The following is a 22158-nucleotide window of genomic DNA, read 5'->3' as shown; positions in this document are numbered from 1 at the left end:
TGTAGACGAAGCGGACCCCAAAAGACAACCGGCCCGCCGCCGCCTCGCGATCGAGGGGGAGACGGGCCGATCGAAAGGCCACTAAGAAGCGCTAAGAAGGCCCACAGGGCGCAAAGAAGGTGCCCACGCGGGCAGACGGGGCGCCTGAGGCCTCCGGAACGCGTTCTGCGGCGATCAGCGACCGAACCGGCGAAGGCTCTCCTGGTGCTGCATGAAATGGGTCAGCGCCGTATCGGTCGCGACCGTCGATGCGGCCTTCGCGGGGTCACCGCTGCCGTCGTCGCCGGCAAGCACGCGGGTGATCGCGTCCCTGATCTCGCGGAGCTGCTTCAGCCCGGTCGCCGATACCGCGGCGGGATCGGCATCGACCGCCGAGGCGACCGCGCCGAGATCGGTGATCAGGCCTGCCAGATGCTCGTCGCGCAGCTTCGCGCCCTTGATCGACAGGGTCCGCGTGCCGACGCCCGCCCCGCGCAACACGGGCGATACCTCGTCGACATCGAGCCGCTTCAGCACGCGCACCCGGCTGTTGCCGCTGACCCGATAGTCCATGTCGACGATGTTGTAGCCATAGGACCATTCCTGCACCGGGTCGCCGGTTTCGAGATCGAAGAGCAGCGCCTGGTGCCAGTCGCGCCCCGCCGACGTCTTGAGGTTGAGGTTCAGCTCGGCAAAGGCCTTGTCGCCCTCCTCATAGACGCGTGCCTTGCCGAACGGCATCTTACGCCGATCGTGCGCGGGCATCATCATCGCCCACTGGTGACCGCCCGGCTTCCAGCTAAAGGCGCCCCGGTCATAGGTGTCGCCGTCATTGTCGACCGCCGACAGCGTCGCCAGCTCGGCCAGCCCCTTGCCGGCCTCGTCCATCGACTTGATGGTCATGCTCTTGATCTGCATCATTCGTCCTCTTCAAAATTGGGTGCAAAGCTCAGCGTGCCGTTGGGATGCTCGGCGTCGGCCATCACCGCCGCCTGCTGGATGCCGGCGATCGACCCGTCGCGCGCGATGTGCGAGAGCAGCGATCGGCCCGGCCCGAGACGGCCATCGAATATGATGAAGCTGGTGACGCCCGCCGCGCGGCCGCGCTCGATCGTCGAGATGTTCTGCGCATATTTCGCCTCGGTCCGCGCGATCCGCAGCGCGCGGACCTCGGGGTCGAGCGAAGGCCCGCTGGCGACGGCGGGCAGGATGCGCGCCGCGAGCTGCGCCGCGCCTTCGCCCGCCGCGCGGCCCTCGGCGAGCGCATCGAACAGCGCCGCGCGCGTCTGCCGGTCGAGATCGATCAGCCCGGCGCGGCGCCCGCCCGCCGCGACGATCGACTGCGCGACCGGATCGGGAAGCGACGCGCCAAGCCCCGCGGCCTCGGCCGCTTCGCCGACCGACTCGGCGATCTCCAGATACTGCGCCTGATAGAGTTCGCGCAGCTCGCTCGCCCATTTCGGGATGCCGAGCCGGTCAAGGATCGTCTCGACGATCAGATCGTCGCTTTTCGCGCCCCGGTCCTTGGCCGCAGCCTTCCCCAGTTCCGCCTCTAGCAAATCGGTCGACGCGTCGGCCGCGGCTTTCCCGAGCCGGTTGAAGAAGGCGACGAGAGGCTTCTTGAACGCCTCTCGCTGTCCATTTTCCTGCCGCTGAAGGATCAGCAGATAGGCGGCACCGCGCTTGTAGGCGCCATCGCTCACGGCGCGGGCCTTCGCCCCGCGATCCTTCGGGCCGGCGTCGGGATCGGGACGCTCGCCATTCTCCGGAACCTCGATCACCGATATCTTGCGCAGATAGATGCGGTGACTGTCGTCGGCATCGAGGCCGAGCGCCTGGAGATAGGTGTAGACCGTGATCGCGCCGCTATCGAGGATGCGCGTCCAGCGCTCCACCTTCTTGTCCTGGTCCTCCTGCATCGCCGGGACCTTCGACGCGTCAAACACGACATTGATGCCGTCGGCCCGCCCGAACTGCGGCAGCAGCGATCGCTTCAGTTCGTCGGCCGCAAGCTTGCCGAGCGGGATCACCCCATTCTCCCAGGCCTGCTTGCCCATCTGCTCCATCGTCGCCCCGACCTTCGTCTGCTGAAGCCCGGCGCCGAAGCCGACGATCGCCGCGGGAATGCCGATCAGCGCGCAGACGCGCTCCTCGGCGACGTCGCGGCCGTCGTTGACGCTCATCTGGCTCGGGTTGAAGCCGAACTGGCTGACCTCGGTCGGCGCGCCCAGGACAAGCGGACGCCCGCGCCCGTCGCCGCTGAACTGCGACTGGATATAGGATTTGGTCGCGTCCACGTCGGCGGGCGTCGGCATCGCGCCGCCCTTCGGGCTGATCACCATGCCGGGAACGCCCATGTTGCGGAGCAGCGCTGCGACGAAATTGCTGATTTCGAGATCCGAGAAGATCTCGCGCAGCGCGGGGTCGATCGGCGACAAGCCCTTGCGCATGTTGCGCGGGTTGATGCCGTGCCGGAAATGGATGACGTCCTCGGGCGCGATATCCATCTGCGCGGCGCCACCGCCCGGCGTGTAGAGATAGTGCGAGATGAAGACGCTGCCGTCGGCGGGCCATTTCGGCTCCATCATCCAGTGCGGGATATACCAAAGCTCGGCGGGTCGGCCGAGGCCGTTGCGGACGATCATCCAATAGGCATTGCCGTCGATGATCATGCTGAGCACGAAGCCCCACCACAGCATGATATCCCCGTAATAGGGGTTCGGGGTCTGGATCAGCGCCAGCATCGCGTGATCGGGCACGTCGTCGACGTCGCCGCCCTTCTTGCGGCGCTGAACCTTCAGCTCACCTTCGGGCAGCGCGCGCTGCACCCACTGCACCGGCGCCATGACGACCGACGCGTCCAGGCAGTCCCCGACCTCCTTGCGGTAATCGAACCGCGTGCGGCGGAAGAGCGCGCCGTAGAAGGACGAGACGCCGCCATGGCGAAAATTGTCGAGCGTCGCCCGGACGGCTTTGACGAAACGACCGATCATGCGGGTGTCCAATTCTCTTCTTCGGGGCTTTGCCCAGCCTCGTTTTCGATCAACGGACGCCAGCGGGCGCCCTCGATGCCGTTCGCCGCGTGGATCGCGAGGGCGAGGCCCCAGAAGCGGTCGGCGTGGCCGTCGACGGTGCGTTCGGCGGTGAAGCGGATGTTGCCCGCGGCGGTGACCTGCTTCGTCATCGAGCGAAGGTCGGCGCGGATTTCATTCTGGTAGGGGATTCGCAGCCGGCGCGCTTCCATCGCGCCGCGCACCGGATAGGCCAGCGCTTCCTTGACGTGCGGAGTGAAGGTGACGCACTCGACCCGGTAGGTGCCGAACTTCTTCTGCGCGTCGTCGCCCCAGCCGATGCCGAGGCCGGTATAGTCGATGCAGGTGCGCGCGCAGCGCTCCATCCACGGCCAGAGTATCTTCTCCTGGTCGGGCTTGCTCATCTTGCGCAGCGCTTCGATGTGGCGCGTATAGAGCACGTCGCCGAGCTTCTCGACCACCCACAGGACAGTAAGGTCATGCTTGCGGCCGATATCGACGCCGGCATACAGCTCGCCGCCTTCGATCTGGCCCCAGTTCGTCCCGTTAGGATATTCGGCCGACGCGATCAGGTCATATTCCAGGAACGCCGCATCGTCGTCGCCGGGGATGCACATATACTCTTGGAGGAAGCTTTCCTCGTCGGCGCAGCCGGCTTTGACGAAGTCGTAATATTCCGCCTCGGTCATCTCCTGGCGGGGATCGTCCTCGGCCAGATTCTGCTGAAGCTTCCACAGGAACCCTTCGTCGAGCGCGGTTTGCAGCGTGACGGTGTGCAGGCTGATGCCCTTGGGGTTGCCGCCTTCCTTGACCTCGCGGACCAGCTCGTTGAAGAAATTCTTCGACCCGCGGTGCGTCGAAAAGGCTTCGAGCGACCCGCCCCAGGTGATGCCGGGATAGGCGATCGTCCACAGCTTGCGCGGGTCCTTGTTCAGCGCGAACTCGTCGAGCACGCGACTCCCTCGCTTGCCCGCCTGGGCGTCGGGGTTGGAACTCATGGAATGGATGCGCCGATCGTTCGGAAAGCGCAGCACATGGGCCGAGTGCTTTTCCGTGGGGTCGAGCACGATTTCGCCGAGATCGCGCGCGGCGATGTCCATGACGCCCGCCCACAGCTTGCAATCCTCGATAAAGAGGCGCGCCTGTATATCGTCGCGCGACGAGACCCACTGGTCGAAGCGCGCGCCCTGCACGGCCGTGCGCTTGTTGCACGCATAGGCGGTCGACCAGGAGAAGCCGATCTGCCGCGCCTTCTCCCCAAGCTTCAGGCGCGAGTTGTCGTTGATCCACCGCGACTGGTTGGGCAGGAAGATCGCGCCGGGATTGGCTGGAAGGATGCGCGCGCGGCCCATCAAGCCTGCCCGGTGGTAAGCAGGTTGGTGATCTTCTTGAGCGTATCGGGTCCGACGCCCGCGGCCGTTCCGACCTCGGCGACCGCCGCCGCCGCCTTCGCCAGGCGCTGCTCGACCTCGACCTCCAGCTTGCGCCGGTTCTCGGCGGACACCTTCTGCGCCGCGACCGCCGACGAAACGGCGCGGGACAGCTCCATCAGGCCCTTGCTGCTCACGTCGCCGCCTTCGAGCAGCTCCAGCGCCGAGACCTTCACCATCTCGGCGATCATCATCGTCACATGATCGGGGCCATCGGTGCCGAGCGAGGGGACAAGCTCGGACGCGATGTGGCGGGCCTCGTCGAGACGCCGGAACTGGATCGCCTTCCGGATCGACCAGCGCCCCCACGCCGACTTGCTCACGGGCGCGAGGCCGCGATCGGCGAGCCGCGCGTTGAACTCGACGAGGATCATCTTCGCGGGCGTGCTGCGCTCGCGAAGCTGCTCCAGCGCCCACAGGATATCCGGCTCCGCTTCCTCGGGCAGCATGTCGATCGACGACAGGCGCCCGCGGCCTTCCTGCCGCTCCTTGTCGCCCGGCGCGGTCATGTCAGCGAAATTCCGAAGGCGTCGTGATGCCGGAGATGATCGACCGTTCGTCGAGGTGATCGCGGCCCGCGGGCGTGATCTTCGCGATCGCGACGTCGCCCGCGCGGGTCAGCTCGATCGCTTCCAGCGCCGCGAGCTTCACGAGCTGCGTATCGATCCACTCGACCGGGCGAATGAAATAGACGTCGAGCACCCGGCGCAGCGATACCGAGTTGAGCGCGCCATCGGTCTGCTGCGCCAGCTCGCGAAGGATGATGAACCGCGCGTCATGCGCGACCTTTTCCTGCCAGCTCATGCCTTCTCGCCTCGCAGGAAGTTGTCCATGCTGCGCACGGTATGGGTGAGGCCGCTCATCGACTCTTCCAGCCGTTTGACGTGGCCGTCGAGACGCTCGACCGACAGGCGAAGGTCGGTGACTTGCGAACCGGTCGGGGCGTGTTTCGCTTCACCCTCCAGCGCTTGGATGCGCCGGTCATGATCCTTCAGGTCCTCGCTGTGCTTGTTCTGCCGTTCGGTGAACGGCTTCGCGCCGCGACCGGCCATGATCCACGCCGTGTTGACGATGGTCAGCGCCAGGGCGATCGCGCCGGCCCAACGCATGAAAGCATCAAAATCCATTACCACCCCCGCTTTGCCGCGCGTTCGCGGCGGGTTTCACAAGTTGCGCAGCGCCGGGCCGACGGCATCGCCGCCCGGCGCTCTTTCGGAATTTCTTCGCTGCAATCCTCGCACGCGTCGGCGCCGGGTTCGGCGAGCTGCGCGCGAATGTCGGCGATCGCCTTGTCGCGCTCGGCGGTGACCATCGCCTCGGCCTGCTCGATCGCGCGTTCCCCCGCGAGATACATCAGGCGTCGGGGCCGGGCGCGCCGATGCGATCCTTCGCGCGCAGGCGCCCGACGATCGCGGCCAGCGCGAGCGCCCCGGTGACGATATCGCCGACCGCGCCGCCCAGGCCGGTCGCATCCTCGCTCGACAGCCCCAGTTCGGGGGCGATGGTGATCAGGAATACGCCGAGCGCCGCCCAGATCGTCCGCGACTTCCACCAGGGCTTCACGCCGCCGCTAGTCATGAGCTTCATCCTTCTCGTTGATCGAAATGCGGGATTGCGCGCCAACCCAGTCGATCAGCGCATCGAGCTGGATCGCCTGTTCGGTCGCGATCAGGGCGTCGGCGGCATCGAGGGCGGCAGGAAGTCCAGCTTCACAGGTCGCCTCACCAACTCGCCGGGCGGGATCGGGAACGCCGGACACTGGCGCGCCTCCGCGACCGCCTTGATCGGCTGCGGCGGCTTGGGTGCGCAGGCTGACAGCAGCGCGAGCGCGAGCATCGGCAATGCGAGCTTCATAGTCATGGGCGATCCTTTCGCTTTCCTCAGCCTGCCGCTCCTCGACAAACCGCTTGTTCTCCAAGTCGAGCAATTGCGCCGTCTTCACCGCCGCATCCCACGAGGCGATGCTGGCTTTGTGGGCGTTCCGTTCGGCGAGCAGATCAGAGCCGAGCGACGCCTTCTCGGCGCGCAGGATCATCGCCCAGGCGAACAACGCGGCCAGCGGCAGGACCCACCAGAAGCGGCGAACAGCCGCAACGATCGCGCTGGATGCGACGACGCTCATCCCGCGTTGCCGATCCGGTTGGCGAGCCAGCCATGGACGAACGCCTCCTGGCTCGGGTTCCTCTCGGCGAGCGCGATGTAGCGTTCGCCCTGGAGCGCCTCGACCGCCTTCAGCAGCACGGCTTCGGCCGCGCGGCCGCGCACCCGCAGGAAGGCGTCGAGCGAACTGAGCGTACGCGGACCGACCGCGCGATCGACGGCGATATCGGGATAGTCACGCCCCGACCGGTTGAGCACATTGAGCGCGCGCTGAAGGAAGCCGGCTGCGATTGCGGTGCCCATGTTGATGCCGGTATCGAACAGCTCGGCCGCGAGCGTCGGCGCGCGCGCCGCGACCTTGTCGAAGCCGGGCTTCAGCCAATAGAGCTTGCGATAGATTTCCGCCGCCTGTTCGCGCGGCAGGTTGCGCATCGGCCCCTGATAGCCGTTCTGGCGCGCCACGGCTTCGGTGATGCCCCAGCAGGTCGGCCCGCCGCGATCGGCGGGATGGTTCACATACGCGCCCTCGCGGTCGATGACCTCGTCGATCAGTTGCAGGACCGTCTTCATGCCGCCTTGCTCCGGCGGTGCGCGCGACGGACGCGGCGGCTGATGTGAAGGCGGTTCGAGCGCTTGCGCGGGCGGGCTTGCTTGCCGCGGCTGCGATAGGCGCCCTTGGTCCGATAATGGATCGCGGCGAAGCTATGGCGCCTTGGCATGAAGGCGGAAGGCTCCGGCAGCGCGACGGGCGCCGCAGCAACAGCTACCGGCAGCCCAAGGAGTGCCGAAACCAATCCCAACGCTCGCATTCCCATTGATCGCATGTGCGCGCTCCTCGAAATCGAAAGGCGCGCCGCGCGCGCCGTGTCGAGGAAAGGGCTAGTCTGCGATGGGGGTTTGCCGCGCCCCGGACATCTGTCCGGTCGCAACGAAAGACGGGGTTTAGAGGAAGCTCATCTGGCGGTCGTCGCGGATTTTCGCGCGGCGGCGCCGGACCTGCCGCGTCGTGTAACCGGTCGCCCGCGCGATGTCACGTTCGGAGCGTCCGGCGAGTATCATGCGGTCCACGTGCGCCTGCATCGACTGAAAGGTGGCGTTGTTTCCGGTCGGGCCAAGGGGGATATCGAAGCCTCGCCCGGCGAACCCTGCCGTCAGCCGGTCGCAGACGCGCGACGCCGCATCGTGGCCGATCAGCTTCGATATCCAGTGATCGGCGTCGATCACGGGCGGAATATAGACGCGCGTTCCCCCGCACGCCTGGGCGAGCGCCAGCGCGGCCTCTTCCCCGGCCACCTCAGCGATTTCCGCCAGCAAGGGAGGAAGCGTCGTCATATCTACCGGCGATATCCCGCGGCGAGCGCGCGGGCGCGGGCACCCGGCGACCCTTCGGGCAGGATCGTGGTCACCGTCCCGCCGCGAACGACGAAGGTCAGATCGTCGAGGACGATCAGATATTCACTGGCTTCCAGCTCGGCCGCGGCGCGCCCGGCGCGATCCAGCGCCGATTCGAGCGTCGCACGGAGCTGCTCGACCTGGACGCCCGAGCGCTCAAGGAAACGAAGCACAGCATGATCGGAAAGACGGGGACCGCTCATATGACGATCACCGGCCCGACGACGAACGTGGCGACGATCAGATAATAGGCGCCAGCGGTATAACCGGCCCACAGGAGCGGGTCCTGTTCACCGGCAAGCCGGGGTTCCAATAGCCAGCAAAGGCCATAAGCGATCCATGCCAGGATCGCGGGAATGCCGCCGAGGATCGCGAACCAGGCGCGGCCCTCTTCGGCTTCAGGGGAAGTCTTTCTGGCCATAATCAATCCCTCATCATCCAAGGTGCATCGGCGGGTGGCGGGCGGTCGAACTCCATCCCAAGCGTGCGGCCCTGCTCGGCGATCGCGTCGACGACGGCGGCTGCATGGGTGCGGCCAGCGCGCCGCCCGCACTGGCGCACCTTCCACAGCCGCTCGTTCGCGGCCTCCCATGCCAGCCGCACCAGCGCCTTCTCGGCATCGATCAGCGACAGGTCATGGCGGCGGGCATATTCAAAGATCGCGCGATGGCGGCGCAGCTCATCGGCGCGGGTCGGTTTCAGGCGGGCCATGGCTTAGCCCTTCACCGGATAGGGGATATCGTGACTGCGCGTCTCCGGACGGCGCGGCAGCGGGATATCTTTCGGGAAATAGGGCGCGAACTTCTTGGGCAGCGCCGACCGCATCAGGATCGTCTGTTCGCCGTTGCGCATAATGCCTTCGGTCAAGTGCGCGCCCGCGCCGTCGCAGCTCCCGCAATAGGTGGCTTCGTCGCCGCCTTCCCCGGTCCCGTCGCACGCCGAGCAGGTCGTTCGCATCGGGAACATCGGATTGGGCTCGAACCGAACGCCGAACAAGGTGTCGGGCAGAGGCCGGTTCAAATTGGGCCTGATGACGGCCGAGCTGCGCTCCAGTTCGAGCATCAAATCCGGACGGCCGAAAATTGCGTCCATCTTCTTCTTATCGGCGGCAGCATAAAGGGCGTGTTGGATCGCAACGAGAATATCGAGAGACTTGGTCATCGCTTGGCCTCCCTGATCCGCGCGCCGAGCGCCGCGATGATCTTGTCGAGCCGCGCATCGCTGCTCGCCGCGATATCGACATCGCAATCGGCAAGGCCGAGCAGCCGATGCTGCGCCGCGATCACCGCAACCTTGTATTCGCGGCCCGTCGCCGCCGTGGACTTCGGCCATTCCACGCCCGCCTCGCGAGCGATCCACAGCTTCAGCCCGTCGATCGCCTTGGCGGCGTCGCGCGGATCGCGGAGCCACTGGACGTGCGCGATGCCCGTCTGGCGCTCCACGAAATGGATCAGCGCCTTTTCGTCCTTGCTATGGACAATGCCGAGGTTCCAGCCCGACAGCCAAAGCGCGAGCAGCTTGGGCGCGAACGGCCCCTTGACCTTGCGACCCGCTGTCGTCGGCTCGAACCCGAGCTTCTTCATCTCGCCGATGACGTCCTGAAGCTGCGCGTCCGTCATCTTGCGGAGCGATGTCGTTGCCCCATGCGTCGCGCGGCCGAGCAGGACGCGGTAATCATCATCGTCGATCCCCAGTTCGCGCTTGGCGACATGGATCATCTTCATTGCTGCGCTCATTTCCCTGTCCTTTGCGTGTTCCACCGCACGCCGGGCAGGCGCGCGCCGGGGTGAGGCCGGACGCCATCGGGCGGCGGCGGGGCAGTCTTCAGCTCGGCGATGATGCGGTCGGTGTAGGCGACGCCCGCGGCGGTCATCCGCCCCGTGGCGCCATCGATCATGCCCGCCTCAACCATGCGATCGCGAACCGAGCCGAAGGCGCTCATGAAGCGGCTCCGCAGTGCGCCGGGTGATGGTGGCGCAGCGCGGCGAGCAAGGCCGTGCTGCCCTGGCGAGCATCGCCCTTCCACGGCTCGTGCGCGGTGACGGAAAATTCCGAGACGACCTGCTCGATAAATCCTCGCGACAGCTTGGTCCGGTCGGCGATCTGGTTGACCGGCACATAGGCGTCCCAAAGCGCCAGAACCTGCCGTTCATTGTCGTTCAGGCCATCATATCCGATCGGCCTGTTCGTCGCGTAGGTTAGCTTCTGAGCACCGCTCATGACGACCTCCGCTGTTCAACGAGCGCCAGCGGCAGGCCGCATCCGCTGCACTCGGCAGTGATGCGGCCGACCACGAAGGCCTCGCCGTTACAGTCCGGGCAGCGGTTGACACGCCCGGCGACGAAGACCGGCAGCGAGGGGCGACGGCGCAGGAAGCGCCGCGGCCACATCAGGTCGCTGTCCGCGTTCCTGATGCTTAGCTCGAACCTCGCGAGATCGTGGCCAGCCAGGAGGGGGTGCGGGACGCCCATCACACCCTCGCCAGATCGATGGAGATCGGCCGCCACTGGTCGCCCGCCTCGTCGCGCTCGTAAAAGCGGACATAGGTTTTGGAGCCGATGACGCGGATGCTGTCGCGGATCGCGCGCATGGCGTTCTGCCAGCGCTCGTCCTCGACCTCGACGCGCAGCAGCATGAAAAGCTCGGCGCGGTTGATCTGGCCTTCCTTCTCGACGCTGAAGACGCGGTTGACGATCGCGCGCAGTTCGGTGCGGCTGTCGGCCGACCAGTCGACAAGGCATTCGTCGATCAGCGCCTTGGCAGCTTGCAGCTCGGGACCGAACTCGATCAGGTCGGCGATCTGCACCTGCACCTTCTGGCACCCGTCGAACGTGGTCAGGGTGATGTTGCCCTTCTGCCCGCCCAGTGGCGCCTCATATTCCTGCCGGAACAATGCCTGGAGCGCGCCGACGTCCTCGAACGTGTGGCCCTTGAAGCGCGCGATCTGTTCGGACAGCTCGCGGGCGAAGCCCGTGATCTTGCGGACCGTCTCGTCCATCAGCAGGTCGGTCGCCTTCACCGTTTCGACGGGGACAAGATTGCCCTTTGCGTCGCGCAGATAGGGCTTGCCGCCGACGTCGATCGTCGCGGGATGGGCCGGTGCGATTGCGGTAATCTGGTTCATTCTCATTCTCCTCGGTTGGGGTCAGGATCGGGTGCGGAGGTAGCTGGTGGCGCGTGCCGCCATCGCCTCGCGCAAATGGCCGTGGGTCAGCGCTTGCCCGTCCTCAAAGGCGAGCAGCGCGGCGTTCTCGATGATCTCGTTGATCTCGCCGAGCCCGCCCGTCCCGGCAGTCGTGCCGACGCGCTTCAGCAGCGCGCGGCCGTCGCGGTCCTCGATCTTCCAGGCATCGAGATAGGCGTCGATATCCTCGTCGAGCGACATATCCTGAAGATGGCCCTGGCTGATCCGGCGATTGAGGCGCGCGATGCTATGCTGCTGCGACAGCCCGGCACCCGTGCGGATCGTCTTGTGCAGCTCCTCGTTGCCGAGCAGGCAGATGCCGAGGCCGGCGAGGTCATTCCACGTGCGGAACAGCTCCAGCGTCTCGAAGAGCGCCCAGTTGCCCTCGTCGACGATCAGCAGGCGGCGCTTGCCGCGCACAAGGTCCATGATCTGCGCGGACATCTGCCGCGCCCAGCTCGTGCCGGGACGGGCGCCGAGCGCGCGAAGCACCTGCTCCATTACCGCCGTCGGCGTCCGGGTCACCGGATCGAGCGTGATCATGTAAGCGCCCGCAACGCAGGCGCAGTAATTCTCGGCTTCCCGGCTCTTGCCGAGGCCCGACCCCGTCGCCGCATAGGTGATTTTGCTGCCTGTATGCGCGCGGATCATCAGCCCCTTCAGGCGCCGCCCCGTCTTCGTCTCGATGTAATAGGGGCCGTTCGACAGGCCCGCGGCCTCTTCCTCCGCGGCCTGATCCTCGCGCGACGCCAGCAACTGGCGATATTTGAACACCTTCTTCGCGACATTCTGGCCATTGCCGGCATAGGCGCCGGTCGCCCAGGTCGAGATCGTGCCCTGGGCGATGCCGCTCTCGTCGGCGATCCCTTTCCACGATATGCCGGTGCGGCCGCGGCGCTCGTTGATCCAGGCGCGCAGCTCGTCTTCGTCGACGGGAAAATCTTCGGGGTTGTTCAACGTCTCTCTCCTATCAATCGATCGCGCGCAGTTGCCGCTCGGCCGCGCGGGCGAGGCGGTCGATCGTCTCCTCGCCTTGGGGGATGCTCAGGGGGTTCTCAGCGACTTGTGAGAGGGGCTTCATCTGCGCGACGACCGCATGTCCGCGCGGGCGAACCATCCGGGCGGCGCCGGGCGCCGGGCGGCTTTCTTCGCTGCCACGCACGGGCATCCGCGCGGCCAGTTCTTCGGCGCTGAGCAGGTCGAGCGCTTCGACCGCCGCCTTCGTCTTCTTTTTCCAGTCGCGTTCCTGCCGCTGCCGCTTCTTCGCGGCGCCCATGTCGAGGAAGCCCGTCGCCTCCCAAACCGGCGCGGTGACGATGAAGCGCCCGGCCATGTCATAGACGTGGATCGGAGCATGGAGATTTTCGGGGTCGAAGCGCACCGTGACCAGCTTGCCGCGCATATCGGCCAGCTCTTCGGTCCAATACCGATTGCCCTCGATCTCGATCGCGCCGCTGTTCCGGTCGCAACGCTTCTTGTCGGCCGCGAACAGGGCGAGGCGCAGCGCCTCTTCGGTCGCCTTGCCGATCGGCGCGCGGGCATAGCTCGCCTCGAACACCTCGTCGAAGCTGTGCCTCCCCGCGGCCATCTCGCTACGGCGCCCGCGCTGGCTGTTATGCGCCTCCATCCCGGCGTTCCAGACCGCAACGAACGTGTCGTAATCGACCGCCTTGGACCCGTAGTTGTCGGGCTTCGCATCGGGCTTGTTGCCGGTATAGGCGCCCTCGAACTCGGGCCGCTTGGCAAGTTGGCTGCACAGGTCGCGAAAGCCGCGTTCGATCGGTTTCGACTGGCCGCGATACGGCTTCGCCCAGTGGATATTGATGCCAAGGTTGACGAGCAGGCCCACCGGGTCCTCGTCGCGCATCTTGAAGCGGAAGCGCGTCTTCGCGCCGCCCGTCAGCCACTTCGACGCGAACGCGCGCCCGTTGTCGGCGAGCAGCCCCTTGGGGATGCCCCATTTCGCGAACAGGTCGGCGAACACCATCCGCGCCGTGACCATGTCCTCGGTTTCGGCGAACCGCCAGCTCAGGAACTTGCGCGAATAGACGTCCTGGATCGCGATCATTGTCGGGCGGATGATCCGCCCGTCGGGCATCCGGACGAACACGTCGACACGGTGCCCGTCGATATTCACCAGCTCCATCGCGTGCAGATCGGCGACCGACCGGATTTGCGCGGGCAGCATCCGGCGCAGCTTCTCTTCGCCGCCGCGCCGCAGTACGACGACCTGTTCGGGAACCTCGCGCTGGAACTTGCGCCACAGCGTCCGGCTATGCGGCATTGTCTTGCCTTGCGGTGTCGCCCGTTCCGTCTCGATCCGGCGATAGCTCTCGCTCCACCGCGGCTGCGACGGGCGCAGATAGTCCGACAGCAGCTCGGTCCACAGCTCTGGGTCTATGTCGGCCTCGACGCCGCCGCCCTGGCGGCGCGGCGCAAGCGCGGGCAGCCGGTCGGCCGTAAGCACGCCTTCGACGAGGCGGCGCCAGTTCCAGATCGTGCCGACGCTGATGCCCTCGGCGGTGGCGACGGCCATTACTGCCGCCGACCGCGTCATCCCCGATCCTTCGAACAGGTCGATACGGGCAAGGATATGGGCGCGGCGCTGCGCCTCGGCGCGCACCGCCTCGGGCTGGCGCTCCAGCCATTGCCACAGGCCGGGCGAGCCTTCGCCCGCATCGGTACGCGCGCTGCCGTCGCCGATCTGCCCAAGCTGGACGAGGTCGGCGCGCGCGGCGGCGGGCAGCAGGTTGATATGATACTCGAACCCGCCGCCATGGCCCGAATGGCGCCGGGCCAGCGGCGAACCGCTCGCGTCCACCGCCAGCTTCCAATCCTCGGCGTCGGCGAGGCGGTTGATGTCGCGCTTGCGTTTCGGCAGGCCCGAAAGCTGCAATTCTTCCAGCTCGCTTGCCGTGAACCACAGCTTGTTCTGGATCAGCATTCCCCCCGGCCCCTCTCGATAGGCTGAGCCAACCCCATGCGTTCGAGGCCCCGCGCCTCTGCCTGGAGTTCGGCAATCTTGGTTTTCAGGTGGCCCAGTCGGGCAGTGTGGATTTCCTCGCCGACGAGGACGGCCGCGCCGATCTCGCGCAGCTCGCGGTCGAGCAGGTCAAAGCGCTTGGTGACCGAGATCAGCGCCAGCATCCGCGAGAAGCTGATATTATGCTTCTCCTTGCCCGGCGCCGACCATGCGTTGAGCATGTCCTTCGTGACCGTCTCGTCGAGCAGCACGCTCATTTCGGCGGCGATGATCGCCCGGTCGCGCCCGGCGCTGTTCAGCGCTTCGCCAACCGTCGTCGCGACCCGCGCGTCCATGCCGGCCAGCGCAGCCGCGTGCGTCGCCGGACGCGGCGCCTCGAACGCGAAAGCAAGCTGGTTGAGGGCGCGAGCCTTCGCCATCAGCTACGGCGCTCCAGCGCGTCCAGCGCCGAGCCGATCAATCCGCCAGCGGTCGCGAGCGGGTGCCGCCCGATCGTCTTGGCGAGCGCAAACACGGCGGCGATATCGGCGTCGGGCAGACCCAGCCGGCGCAATGTGATTTCCACGTAGGCGCGCTCTTTCGCGTCGAGCGCCGCGAACAGGCTGTCGATACGCTGCGGCGTCAGCTCGGCCGGTGCGGGACGAAGATTGCCCATCAGTTGGCCTCCTCTTCGCGTGTCGCTTGAAGCCCGAGACACAACAGCGCGATCGCGACGTCGCGCGGTCGGCGGTCCATCTTGATTGCCAGCGAGATGATTTCCCGATGGGCTTCGACAGGGAGGCCGATGTTGCGCATTGCCTCATCGAAGCGCCCGTCAAGCTTGGCGTTCCGGTCATCGATCTGAAGCATCAGCGCTACGGTTTTGGGGAACGGCATCAAAGCCTCCCGTCCGCGCGCAGGATCGTGACGGCCATCACCGCCAGCCCGAGCAGGCCGACCGCGACGAACGCGATGTTGATCAGCGTGTGCGCCATCACTCGGCCCAATCCGGCGCGTGCTGGCGGATCAGCGCTTCGACGATCGGCGACGGTGCACGGAACCGGCGACCGATCGCCCTTTCGTCCAGCCAACGCTGGAGGTCGGGGGACGAGAGCGTGCGCGAGCCCGTGGTTTCGATCGCCACGGGGGTTTCCCCGGCGCCCTCGATTTCACACTCGATGGCGGCAATGATCCCCGAGATCGCGACCGCCTCGGGATGCGCGTCGATTTCATAGATCGAATAGTCGCTCGTCGCGTTGTCGACGGCGATCAGGATCGCCCGCTTGCCGGGGCGCGCGAAGATATCGAGCGCAAGGACAAATTCATTATCAGCCATGGGGGTTCTCCGGCTGGACGATGGAAAGGGTTGGCGCGGCGGCAGGGGGGGATTGCCGCCGCGCCGTTCCGGCCGAGAGGGGCGAGGCCGGAACGATAAGAAGGTTCGGAGAGCCGACCGCGAGCGCGATGGCGTCATGCGCCTGCCGCCACGCGGCGCACTGTTCGGCGTCGTCGGGATCGTCCGAATTGGACGGCTCGACGCCGATCAGCGCATAAAGCGCTTCGAGCAGGATCGGCGCGACCGACCGACCCAGCGTCTCGCGGATCAGGCCGACCACCCACTCCTTGCCGTCGTTGCCCAACTCGTCCCATTCGGGCGCCGCGAAGATGCTCATGACGGCGTCGCTGTTGGTGATATCCTTGGCCTGCCCATAGAGCGGCAAGGACGAGGGTTGCCCAACGAGCGGGATGCACAGGTGACGCGCCTCGCTCTCCAGATGGGCAACCATCGCTCGCGCGGCGGCGAGCTGGTGCGGCAGGATCGCGCGCCGATAGTTGGTGTGGCGCGCCGTCATGCCCGCGCTCCGACCCGCGCGCCCTTGATCAGGGCGACGATCTCGGCGTCATCGGCGGCGCTATGGTCCGCCTCGATCCGGCGGAAATTGCGGGCTTCGTAGATTTCGTTGGGGAACTCGTCGAACTCCAGCCCGAGCCCCATGCCCGAAGGCATGTCGGCCACGCAGTAGACGCCGCAAACGCGGAGAACCTGATTGAGCACCGGGCCGGGTGCGGACTCGAAGCTGCCTTCTTTCCACCAGCCGATACCGTCGATGCACACGGCCAGATCGCCCGCGCGCCAGCCATCCGAAGCGCCGTTCATGCCGCGCCTCGGATTTTGGTTTCCGCGGCGCCCAGCCAGTTGGTCATCGCGCCCAGGACGCCGCTGGTGCTTTCCGCCCGAAGCCCACCAAGGCGAATGGCGAAGGCATATGCATCGTCGCGGATGCTGAAGCCCAAGTCTGCCAGCTCGGAGAGCGCCGCGCTTGTGGCTTCACCGCGACCGTCGGGATTATAGGGGCCAGAGCGCAGAGCAGTAAGCTTGTTGCGCAGTTCACATTCAATCGACCGCACAGCTTTGACCGCGATGCGAAGCATCGTCACGTCGACCTTCTTCATGCCTTCTCTCCCTTGGATTGTTCGCTGTCGATCGCCGCGATCCGCGCCGAAATGGCGTCACGCACCGCGACCAGCGCCGATGGCGTGATCGACTGCGCGATCACCTCGGCCGCGCGCCGCTGACCGTTCAGCGACAGGCGCTGAAGGTTCGATTGCAACCCGTTGAGGAACTTCGTGTCCCCCGTCGCGGGCGCGCCCGTGCCGCCGCGACTGGGCATCAGCTCCAGCGCGACCAGCGCTTCGTCGGCCGTCGTCGCGGCGGGGTTCGCGATCAGCCATTCCAGCACGGCGCGGACATTCGCGGGCACATTGCCCTTGGCGCAGATCGCGAGTAGCGCGCTCGCGTTCGACGCGACCGGATGATTCTTGAACCCGTCCATCAGGTCGCGGTTCGGCTCGACGATGATGCGGAAAATGCGGAGCGAGCGCTTGAGGCTTTCGACGCCCATTCCGCACGCAGCGGCGGTCGCATCGCTCCAACGATAGGTCGAACGAAGCGCCTCATCGGCGCCTTCAGCTTCCGCGTCGGCCTTCTCGACCGGCGTGAATTGCACCTTACCCATACGTTCGGTCACTGTGACCGAACGTATCTCGGCGCCCTCGTTTGAGCGTTCGGTCATTTTGACCGAACGCTCGGAAGCGCCGATTTCCGCAGCTATTTGTTGCTGCGACTTCCCATCATGAAGCTTGCGCAGACGCGCCTTGGCCGCATCAGCCACCGCCGCGACAAACATCGAACGCTCCAGCGGCGACAGGTCGCGGCGTTCGAGGTTCTCGCCGGCTTGCACCGACTTCAACTCGTCTTCATCGCCATCGACAACGAGCGCGCGAACCGAAAGGCCCGCAAGCGCGCAGCCCGCATGGCGGTGAAGCCCGGCAACCAACGTCCACGGCACCTTTGCCCGGCTTCCGTTGCGCCGAACCGTGATTGGCGTCCGCTGTCCGTCGCGCGCGATCAGCACGGAATATGCTTCCGCCTTCTCGGGGAAAAACAGCCCGACCCGGCCAGACGTGTCGATGGTCGCGGGGTCCAGCTCCAGCACTTGGTCTACGACTGGCGCGATATCTTTGGGTTTCGAGGCCATGTCTATTTGGCCTCCGCACTTAGGCCGTGCGTGACGGCTTTTCGTTTGCTATCCGTTTTTTCGGATTGAGAGTCGGAAACGCCAAGAGCCTGCTCAATCGCCCGTTCGACCTTGGCCCAACGGCGATTGCGGAGAACCTCGTGGACCGCTCCTCGTGAAAGATCATGGTCGAGTTCGAATTGCCGGATCGTGCCATACCTCTTGCGAAGGGCGGCTTTGATATCTTCCCGGTGCATATGAGCGAGTGACATTATGGTAAGCCCGAAAGTTCGTAACGAAAACTCGGATATAGTTAAGAGGCGGCGCCGTCAACCCGTTCAAACCGAAAATTCGGTTGGAAAGCGGGTGATCGCGCTATTGGGTGATCGAGATTTCGGATGGCTGGCGGGAAAAACCGGAATTCCGGCCAGTACGCTGAGTGACTATGTCCAACGCGGGATTTCTCGCGCCGACAATGCGGTCAAAATCGCAAGAGCCCTCGAAACTACCGTCGAGTTCTTGGTGGATGGACAATCGGCGGCGCCTAAAGGTCATCTGATTGATGCTAATGATGCGGATTGGGTCGAGGTCCCCGAGTATTCGACCTACGAATTTGACGAGTTGGGCAAGCTCACCCCGATAACGACGACGGCTATGCGCAAGGACTGGCTCTATTCCAGCTTAGGCGACACTTCGGGGATTTGGATGACTAGCGCGCCGACGCGCAACGACGCTCTCAACATTGACGCCGGAACGATGTTGTTCTGCAAGGATCACCGGCCCGGTGAGCGAATGATGCACGGGGCATATTATCTGTTCAGGATCAATGGCGGCATCATCCTCGCGCGCTATTCTCTGCGCGATGGCAACGACGGCGAGGAGACGGTCACCGCTCGCGATCTCGGCCACGAAGAGGATCAGTATATCGCCGTAGCCCGGGTCATCGGCGAATATGCTCGCCCGCTTTAGAGACAACACCCTCATGCAGCCCGATTGCCGATGTTCTCATTTTGTTCTACATTCGTCGCGACTCGTTATCGAGCGTGCGGTCAACATGACCGAACGCTCAAAATCGGCTGAAGGGAGAGAACGCGATGGCGACAGCAACGACGGTGAGCTTCATCCAGTGGCTACGCGAACAAAGCACCCGCAAGGACGCGGTGGGCGATCTCGCGCGAGCGGTTCGCAACGATCCGCGCGGGGGAAGGCTCGCGACGCCAGAGGATTTGTCGAAACGCCTCAATCAGGACGAAGCGAGTTGGGAACACCACGATGCGCTCGAACAAGCGGAAGGAGAATGGCTTCTGGGCGTCAACGGCTGATGCGGCGCCCCGCGAAGGTCCGGCAATACGCCTTGGCCTATTTCAACCGCCGTATCGGCCCCTGGCGTTGGACACGCGAAGAGGTTGAGGAATACGCGATCCGCCGCGGCGACGCGTCCCGCGATCGTCGAACGCCGAAAATCGTGTATTTAACCGTTCCTGCTGACATTCTCGAAAGGTGGGTGTGGGTAGAGGCAAAGGCCGACGACAATATCGTCCCCCTCCGCGTCCGTCCCCAGTTGCGCCTGGTCAAATGAAAGGAAGCCGCATGATCCGGTCCGTTGTGATCGCTACTGCACTCTTCGCTGCGCCTGCAAGCGCTGCCGAACCTGTGATGAAGCTGTCGAAGGCTGAACAAGCGGCCCTTGCCATGCCGGCTGCCGATGCCGCGCTTCGCGTCAAGGTCACAGGTCTCGACGAACTCGATCCCAATGTGTGGGTTTCGACCGAACCCTTCCTGAAGGGATCGGTTGATGACAAATTCTTCCGCGCGATGATCGACAAGAGCACTGGCGAGGTGGTGTATCAAATCTATCTGCGCTCAACCTCGTCGCGCGGGCCGCTGCGCCTCTCGAAGATGACCTACCTCGTCGATGGCACGCTTCGATCAGCGTCAATCGAGCGGATCGGCACCGACGTTAGCTGCCAGCGACACGGATGCACCCATTTTGAGGACGCCATTGCAAGCGTGCCTCGTGAAGACCTGGAAGCTCTCGCGAAGGGGAGCGATGAAGCGGACACATTCTGGAAAATGCGCCTTTTTGGCGATGCCGTATCCGGGATCGATAGCGCATCTCTCCGTAATGAAACGGCGGGTTTCTTGATCGCCGTCGATCGTGAGAGAAAGCGGCTCGGCTTCGACGGCTGAAATGCGGGCGCCGGAGTTTAGGCGCCGTCGATCAATGCGGCATCGATCATCGCCGCAAATATAGTGCGAGCGCCGTGCGCGTCGACGTCCAAGACAAGATCATACGCTGACTTCGCCCCGGCCTCGGCCATCGCATCGGTCGGGTTTTGCAGCTCGGCCAGCACCGCCCGCGCGTTGGGCAGGTAGCTTTGCCACATCGGCTTGCCCTCGAACTGGATATTCTCGGGATGCCCCTCTGCTCGGCATAGGGCGCGGGCGACGCGTTCCAGGGCGGGCTTGCTCATTGCCCGTCTATACACCCAATCGGCCGCAGGAAAAACTGACCCGGTTCCGCACTCGCCCATACGGCGCCGGCCGCGCGCGCCGCCCGGAAAACCGCGACTTTCGACTGTGCCCGAACTGGGCAACTTTCCGCCCGGTTCCCGATGGGACCGGACACAGGATTTAATGTGTTCCGCGCCGGTTCGGGTGCCATACCCGATCTTCTGAGAACCCGCTTTTCCGCCGTTTAGAAGCCCCTGATGCGCTCCCAAGAGCCGCGCCCTCTTTGCTGCGCCCGACTCTAAAACCTCCTGTCGCAGCGCTGCCTAAATTAACCACCGCTATAGACACAGCGCGCCGCGCGCCAATTTTGGACCGGACATGCGCGCAGCGCGGTTTTCCGTCACTTCGCCCCGCCAAATCCCACACGATCCCGGTTGATCCCGCCAACGGCCCCACTACAATTACTCCTGTCCCCCTTCATTGGCCCGCGTTGCTCTAGGGGGTCGTCAAATCCGAATCGCCTCGCACAGGAAAGCCCACGCCATGAAATTCTTCGCCGACACCGCCGAAATCGCCGACATTCAGGAGCTCGCCGCGACCGGCCTGCTCGACGGCGTCACCACCAACCCGTCGCTGATCGCCAAGTCGGGCCGCGATTTCAAGGAAGTGACCAAGGAAATCTGCGCCCTCGTCGACGGCCCGGTGTCGGCCGAAGTCGTTGCGCTCGACCACGCGACGATGATGAAGGAGGCCGAAATCCTCCGCAAGATCGCCGACAATGTCTGCATCAAGGTGCCGCTGACGATCGACGGTTTAAAGACGTGCAAGGCGCTGACCAGCGACGGCACGATGGTCAATGTGACGCTCTGCTTCTCGGCAACGCAGGCCTTGCTCGCGGCAAAGGCTGGCGCGACCTTCGTCTCGCCCTTCGTCGGACGCCACGACGACAATGGCTTCGACGGGATGCAGCTGATCGCCGATATCCGCCTGATCTACGACAATTATGCCTATGAAACCGAGATCCTCGTCGCGAGCGTGCGCCACGGCATCCACGTCCTCGAAGCCGCAAAGATCGGCGCCGACGTGATGACCGCGCCGCCGTCGGTGATCAAGGGGCTGTTCAAGCATGTCCTCACCGAAAAGGGCATCGAAGGCTTCCTCGCGGACTGGGCGAAGACGGGCCAGTCGATCTGAGGTCAGCCTCGCGCTCTTAGCAGTTGACGTAAACGTTAACTTCGGCCGATAGTTTTTTTCCGACCGCCGGATTCGCGCCTTCGCGCATCCGGCGCAGGGAGAGACATGATGACCGACACCGCCCAGCCCGCCGTTCTGACGACCCGTCAGGGCTATATCCTGATTGTCACGATCAACCGGCCCGAGGCGCGCAACGCGGTCAATTCGGACGTTCATGTCGGTATCGGCACCGCGCTTGAAGAAGCGGAGAGCGACCCGGAAATCCGAGCCGTGATCATCACCGGCGCGGGCGACAAGGCTTTCTGTGCCGGCGCCGACCTCGTTGCGCTGTCGCGCGGCGGGGCGCTTGCCCCCGACGACAAGGCGCAACAGGCGTGGGGCTTCGGCGGCTTTGCCGCGCATCCGATTTCGAAGCCGATCATCGGCGCGGTCAACGGCTTCGCCTTTGGCGGCGGCTGCGAACTGGCGCTGATGTGCGACATCGTTATCGCCTCCGAGAATGCGCAATTCGGCCTGCCCGAAGTCAAGGTCGGGCTGTTCGCCGCAGCAGGCGGGGCCTTCCGCATCGTCAAGCAATTGCCGCAGAAGATCGCGATGGAACATCTGCTGACCGGCGACCCCTTCGATGCCGCGACCGCGCTGCGCTATGGCTTCGCCAACCGCGTCGTCCCGCTCGCCGACCTGATGCCGACCGCGATCGCACTCGCCGAAAAGATCGCGGGCAATGCCCCGCTGTCGGTTCAGGCGTCGAAGCGCGTCGCGCTGCGCATCATCGACGGCCAGATCGCCGGCGACGACGCGCATTGGGACGACAACAAGCGCGAACGCAAGGTGCTGATGGCGAGCGAAGATGCGCGCGAAGGCCCGCTCGCCTTCGCGCAAAAGCGCAAGCCCGAGTGGAAGGCACGCTGAC

37 protein-coding genes are annotated in these 22158 nt (G+C 65.2%); 6 read left to right on the top strand and 31 right to left on the bottom strand.

Annotated elements, in window-relative coordinates:
- Positions 1-174: 174 nt before the first annotated feature.
- The 30 genes from ACIPPQ_RS14680 to ACIPPQ_RS14535 all read right to left on the bottom strand — a co-directional run bounded on the left by ACIPPQ_RS14680 (position 175) and on the right by ACIPPQ_RS14535 (position 17854).
- On the bottom strand, positions 175-900 hold the full coding sequence (locus tag ACIPPQ_RS14680) for a hypothetical protein (protein WP_446544813.1): 726 nt from the start codon (positions 898-900) through the stop codon (positions 175-177).
- Positions 897-2972: a phage portal protein gene (locus tag ACIPPQ_RS14675; RefSeq protein WP_446544812.1), complete on the bottom strand. Its 2076-nt coding sequence runs from the start codon at positions 2970-2972 to the stop codon at positions 897-899. Before ACIPPQ_RS14675 ends, ACIPPQ_RS14680 begins: the two co-directional genes overlap by 4 nt.
- Positions 2969-4363, bottom strand: coding sequence for a phage terminase large subunit family protein (locus ACIPPQ_RS14670; RefSeq protein ID WP_446544811.1), 1395 nt, complete (start codon positions 4361-4363; stop codon positions 2969-2971). The genes ACIPPQ_RS14675 and ACIPPQ_RS14670 overlap by 4 nt, the downstream gene beginning before the upstream one ends.
- Positions 4363-4950 (bottom strand): phage protein Gp27 family protein, encoded by a 588-nt coding sequence (locus ACIPPQ_RS14665; RefSeq protein ID WP_446544810.1) that lies wholly within the window; start codon positions 4948-4950, stop codon positions 4363-4365. Before ACIPPQ_RS14665 ends, ACIPPQ_RS14670 begins: the two co-directional genes overlap by 1 nt.
- Before the next feature lies 1 nt (position 4951).
- Positions 4952-5245: a VpaChn25_0724 family phage protein gene (locus ACIPPQ_RS14660; protein WP_446544809.1), complete on the bottom strand. Its 294-nt coding sequence runs from the start codon at positions 5243-5245 to the stop codon at positions 4952-4954.
- Positions 5242-5568, bottom strand: a complete 327-nt coding sequence (locus ACIPPQ_RS14655; RefSeq protein ID WP_446544808.1) for a DUF2730 family protein — start codon at positions 5566-5568, stop codon at positions 5242-5244. Before ACIPPQ_RS14655 ends, ACIPPQ_RS14660 begins: the two co-directional genes overlap by 4 nt.
- The gene (locus ACIPPQ_RS14650; RefSeq protein ID WP_446544807.1) at positions 5568-5795 is read right to left on the bottom strand and encodes a TraR/DksA C4-type zinc finger protein; all 228 of its coding nucleotides are present in this window, start codon (positions 5793-5795) and stop codon (positions 5568-5570) included. Before ACIPPQ_RS14650 ends, ACIPPQ_RS14655 begins: the two co-directional genes overlap by 1 nt.
- Positions 5795-6019, bottom strand: coding sequence for a hypothetical protein (locus tag ACIPPQ_RS14645; RefSeq protein WP_446544806.1), 225 nt, complete (start codon positions 6017-6019; stop codon positions 5795-5797). The genes ACIPPQ_RS14650 and ACIPPQ_RS14645 overlap by 1 nt, the downstream gene beginning before the upstream one ends.
- A complete protein-coding gene (locus ACIPPQ_RS14640; protein WP_446544805.1) occupies positions 6012-6563 on the bottom strand; it encodes a hypothetical protein in 552 nt (183 codons plus the stop codon). Before ACIPPQ_RS14640 ends, ACIPPQ_RS14645 begins: the two co-directional genes overlap by 8 nt.
- Positions 6560-7111, bottom strand: a complete 552-nt coding sequence (locus ACIPPQ_RS14635; protein WP_446544804.1) for a glycoside hydrolase family 108 protein — start codon at positions 7109-7111, stop codon at positions 6560-6562. Before ACIPPQ_RS14635 ends, ACIPPQ_RS14640 begins: the two co-directional genes overlap by 4 nt.
- Positions 7112-7483: 372 nt before the next feature.
- Positions 7484-7873, bottom strand: a complete 390-nt coding sequence (locus tag ACIPPQ_RS14630; RefSeq protein WP_446544803.1) for a hypothetical protein — start codon at positions 7871-7873, stop codon at positions 7484-7486.
- A 2-nt stretch (positions 7874-7875) separates the two neighbouring features.
- Positions 7876-8136, bottom strand: a complete 261-nt coding sequence (locus tag ACIPPQ_RS14625) for a hypothetical protein (protein ID WP_446544802.1) — start codon at positions 8134-8136, stop codon at positions 7876-7878.
- Entirely contained in the window at positions 8133-8354 is a 222-nt protein-coding gene (locus ACIPPQ_RS14620) for a hypothetical protein (protein WP_446544801.1), read from the bottom strand. Before ACIPPQ_RS14620 ends, ACIPPQ_RS14625 begins: the two co-directional genes overlap by 4 nt.
- A gap of 2 nt (positions 8355-8356) precedes the next feature.
- A complete protein-coding gene (locus tag ACIPPQ_RS14615; RefSeq protein WP_446544800.1) occupies positions 8357-8644 on the bottom strand; it encodes a hypothetical protein in 288 nt (95 codons plus the stop codon).
- 3 nt (positions 8645-8647) lie between these two features.
- On the bottom strand, positions 8648-9094 hold the full coding sequence (locus ACIPPQ_RS14610) for a hypothetical protein (RefSeq protein ID WP_446544799.1): 447 nt from the start codon (positions 9092-9094) through the stop codon (positions 8648-8650).
- A complete protein-coding gene (locus ACIPPQ_RS14605; protein WP_446544798.1) occupies positions 9091-9669 on the bottom strand; it encodes a phage protein GemA/Gp16 family protein in 579 nt (192 codons plus the stop codon). The genes ACIPPQ_RS14610 and ACIPPQ_RS14605 overlap by 4 nt, the downstream gene beginning before the upstream one ends.
- Positions 9666-9875 carry a hypothetical protein gene (locus tag ACIPPQ_RS14600; RefSeq protein WP_446544797.1) on the bottom strand — a complete coding sequence of 70 codons (210 nt, stop codon included), beginning with the start codon at positions 9873-9875 and terminating at the stop codon, positions 9666-9668. The genes ACIPPQ_RS14605 and ACIPPQ_RS14600 overlap by 4 nt, the downstream gene beginning before the upstream one ends.
- Positions 9872-10153, bottom strand: coding sequence for a hypothetical protein (locus ACIPPQ_RS14595; protein WP_446544796.1), 282 nt, complete (start codon positions 10151-10153; stop codon positions 9872-9874). The genes ACIPPQ_RS14600 and ACIPPQ_RS14595 overlap by 4 nt, the downstream gene beginning before the upstream one ends.
- A 250-nt stretch (positions 10154-10403) precedes the next feature.
- Entirely contained in the window at positions 10404-11057 is a 654-nt protein-coding gene (locus ACIPPQ_RS14590) for a DUF3164 family protein (protein WP_446544795.1), read from the bottom strand.
- Positions 11058-11078: 21 nt separating this feature from the next.
- Positions 11079-12074: an AAA family ATPase gene (locus tag ACIPPQ_RS14585; RefSeq protein ID WP_446544794.1), complete on the bottom strand. Its 996-nt coding sequence runs from the start codon at positions 12072-12074 to the stop codon at positions 11079-11081.
- 13 nt (positions 12075-12087) lie between these two features.
- On the bottom strand, positions 12088-14061 hold the full coding sequence (locus ACIPPQ_RS14580) for a transposase domain-containing protein (protein WP_446544793.1): 1974 nt from the start codon (positions 14059-14061) through the stop codon (positions 12088-12090).
- Positions 14055-14519 (bottom strand): hypothetical protein, encoded by a 465-nt coding sequence (locus tag ACIPPQ_RS14575; RefSeq protein WP_446544792.1) that lies wholly within the window; start codon positions 14517-14519, stop codon positions 14055-14057. The genes ACIPPQ_RS14580 and ACIPPQ_RS14575 overlap by 7 nt, the downstream gene beginning before the upstream one ends.
- Entirely contained in the window at positions 14519-14755 is a 237-nt protein-coding gene (locus ACIPPQ_RS14570) for a hypothetical protein (protein ID WP_446544791.1), read from the bottom strand. Before ACIPPQ_RS14570 ends, ACIPPQ_RS14575 begins: the two co-directional genes overlap by 1 nt.
- A complete protein-coding gene (locus ACIPPQ_RS14565) occupies positions 14755-14976 on the bottom strand; it encodes a hypothetical protein (protein ID WP_446544790.1) in 222 nt (73 codons plus the stop codon). Before ACIPPQ_RS14565 ends, ACIPPQ_RS14570 begins: the two co-directional genes overlap by 1 nt.
- Before the next feature lie 97 nt (positions 14977-15073).
- Positions 15074-15415 carry a hypothetical protein gene (locus ACIPPQ_RS14560; RefSeq protein WP_446544789.1) on the bottom strand — a complete coding sequence of 114 codons (342 nt, stop codon included), beginning with the start codon at positions 15413-15415 and terminating at the stop codon, positions 15074-15076.
- On the bottom strand, positions 15408-15932 hold the full coding sequence (locus tag ACIPPQ_RS14555) for a hypothetical protein (RefSeq protein WP_446544788.1): 525 nt from the start codon (positions 15930-15932) through the stop codon (positions 15408-15410). The genes ACIPPQ_RS14560 and ACIPPQ_RS14555 overlap by 8 nt, the downstream gene beginning before the upstream one ends.
- Complete coding sequence (locus ACIPPQ_RS14550; protein ID WP_446544787.1) at positions 15929-16237, bottom strand: hypothetical protein; 309 nt, start codon at positions 16235-16237, stop codon at positions 15929-15931. Before ACIPPQ_RS14550 ends, ACIPPQ_RS14555 begins: the two co-directional genes overlap by 4 nt.
- On the bottom strand, positions 16234-16533 hold the full coding sequence (locus ACIPPQ_RS14545) for a hypothetical protein (protein WP_446544786.1): 300 nt from the start codon (positions 16531-16533) through the stop codon (positions 16234-16236). The genes ACIPPQ_RS14550 and ACIPPQ_RS14545 overlap by 4 nt, the downstream gene beginning before the upstream one ends.
- A complete protein-coding gene (locus ACIPPQ_RS14540) occupies positions 16530-17576 on the bottom strand; it encodes a ParB/RepB/Spo0J family partition protein (protein ID WP_446544785.1) in 1047 nt (348 codons plus the stop codon). The genes ACIPPQ_RS14545 and ACIPPQ_RS14540 overlap by 4 nt, the downstream gene beginning before the upstream one ends.
- Positions 17577-17620: 44 nt before the next feature.
- Positions 17621-17854, bottom strand: coding sequence for a helix-turn-helix domain-containing protein (locus ACIPPQ_RS14535; RefSeq protein ID WP_446545029.1), 234 nt, complete (start codon positions 17852-17854; stop codon positions 17621-17623).
- A gap of 109 nt (positions 17855-17963) precedes the next feature.
- Here ACIPPQ_RS14535 and ACIPPQ_RS14530 point away from each other — a divergent pair, with 109 nt between their 5' ends.
- The 4 genes from ACIPPQ_RS14530 to ACIPPQ_RS14515 all read left to right on the top strand — a co-directional run bounded on the left by ACIPPQ_RS14530 (position 17964) and on the right by ACIPPQ_RS14515 (position 19787).
- Positions 17964-18566, top strand: coding sequence for a hypothetical protein (locus ACIPPQ_RS14530; protein ID WP_446544784.1), 603 nt, complete (start codon positions 17964-17966; stop codon positions 18564-18566).
- Positions 18567-18691: 125 nt separating this feature from the next.
- Positions 18692-18919 (top strand): hypothetical protein, encoded by a 228-nt coding sequence (locus ACIPPQ_RS14525; protein ID WP_446544783.1) that lies wholly within the window; start codon positions 18692-18694, stop codon positions 18917-18919.
- Positions 18919-19176, top strand: coding sequence for a hypothetical protein (locus tag ACIPPQ_RS14520; RefSeq protein ID WP_446544782.1), 258 nt, complete (start codon positions 18919-18921; stop codon positions 19174-19176). The genes ACIPPQ_RS14525 and ACIPPQ_RS14520 overlap by 1 nt, the downstream gene beginning before the upstream one ends.
- A gap of 11 nt (positions 19177-19187) precedes the next feature.
- Positions 19188-19787: a hypothetical protein gene (locus ACIPPQ_RS14515; protein WP_446544781.1), complete on the top strand. Its 600-nt coding sequence runs from the start codon at positions 19188-19190 to the stop codon at positions 19785-19787.
- A gap of 17 nt (positions 19788-19804) precedes the next feature.
- On the opposite strand, the gene ACIPPQ_RS14510 is transcribed toward ACIPPQ_RS14515, so the two are convergent.
- Complete coding sequence (locus ACIPPQ_RS14510; RefSeq protein ID WP_446544780.1) at positions 19805-20071, bottom strand: hypothetical protein; 267 nt, start codon at positions 20069-20071, stop codon at positions 19805-19807.
- A 523-nt stretch (positions 20072-20594) separates the two neighbouring features.
- Between ACIPPQ_RS14510 and fsa the strand changes: the two genes are divergently transcribed.
- Both fsa and ACIPPQ_RS14500 read left to right on the top strand, forming a co-directional pair.
- Entirely contained in the window at positions 20595-21245 is a 651-nt protein-coding gene (gene fsa / locus ACIPPQ_RS14505) for a fructose-6-phosphate aldolase (RefSeq protein ID WP_327453980.1), read from the top strand.
- 108 nt (positions 21246-21353) lie between these two features.
- Complete coding sequence (locus tag ACIPPQ_RS14500; RefSeq protein ID WP_446544779.1) at positions 21354-22157, top strand: enoyl-CoA hydratase-related protein; 804 nt, start codon at positions 21354-21356, stop codon at positions 22155-22157.
- Position 22158 lies beyond the last annotated feature (1 nt).

The sequence above is a fragment of the Sphingopyxis sp. LARHCG72 genome (assembly GCF_052871675.1).
This window is presented reverse-complemented; position numbering and strand designations above follow the sequence as displayed.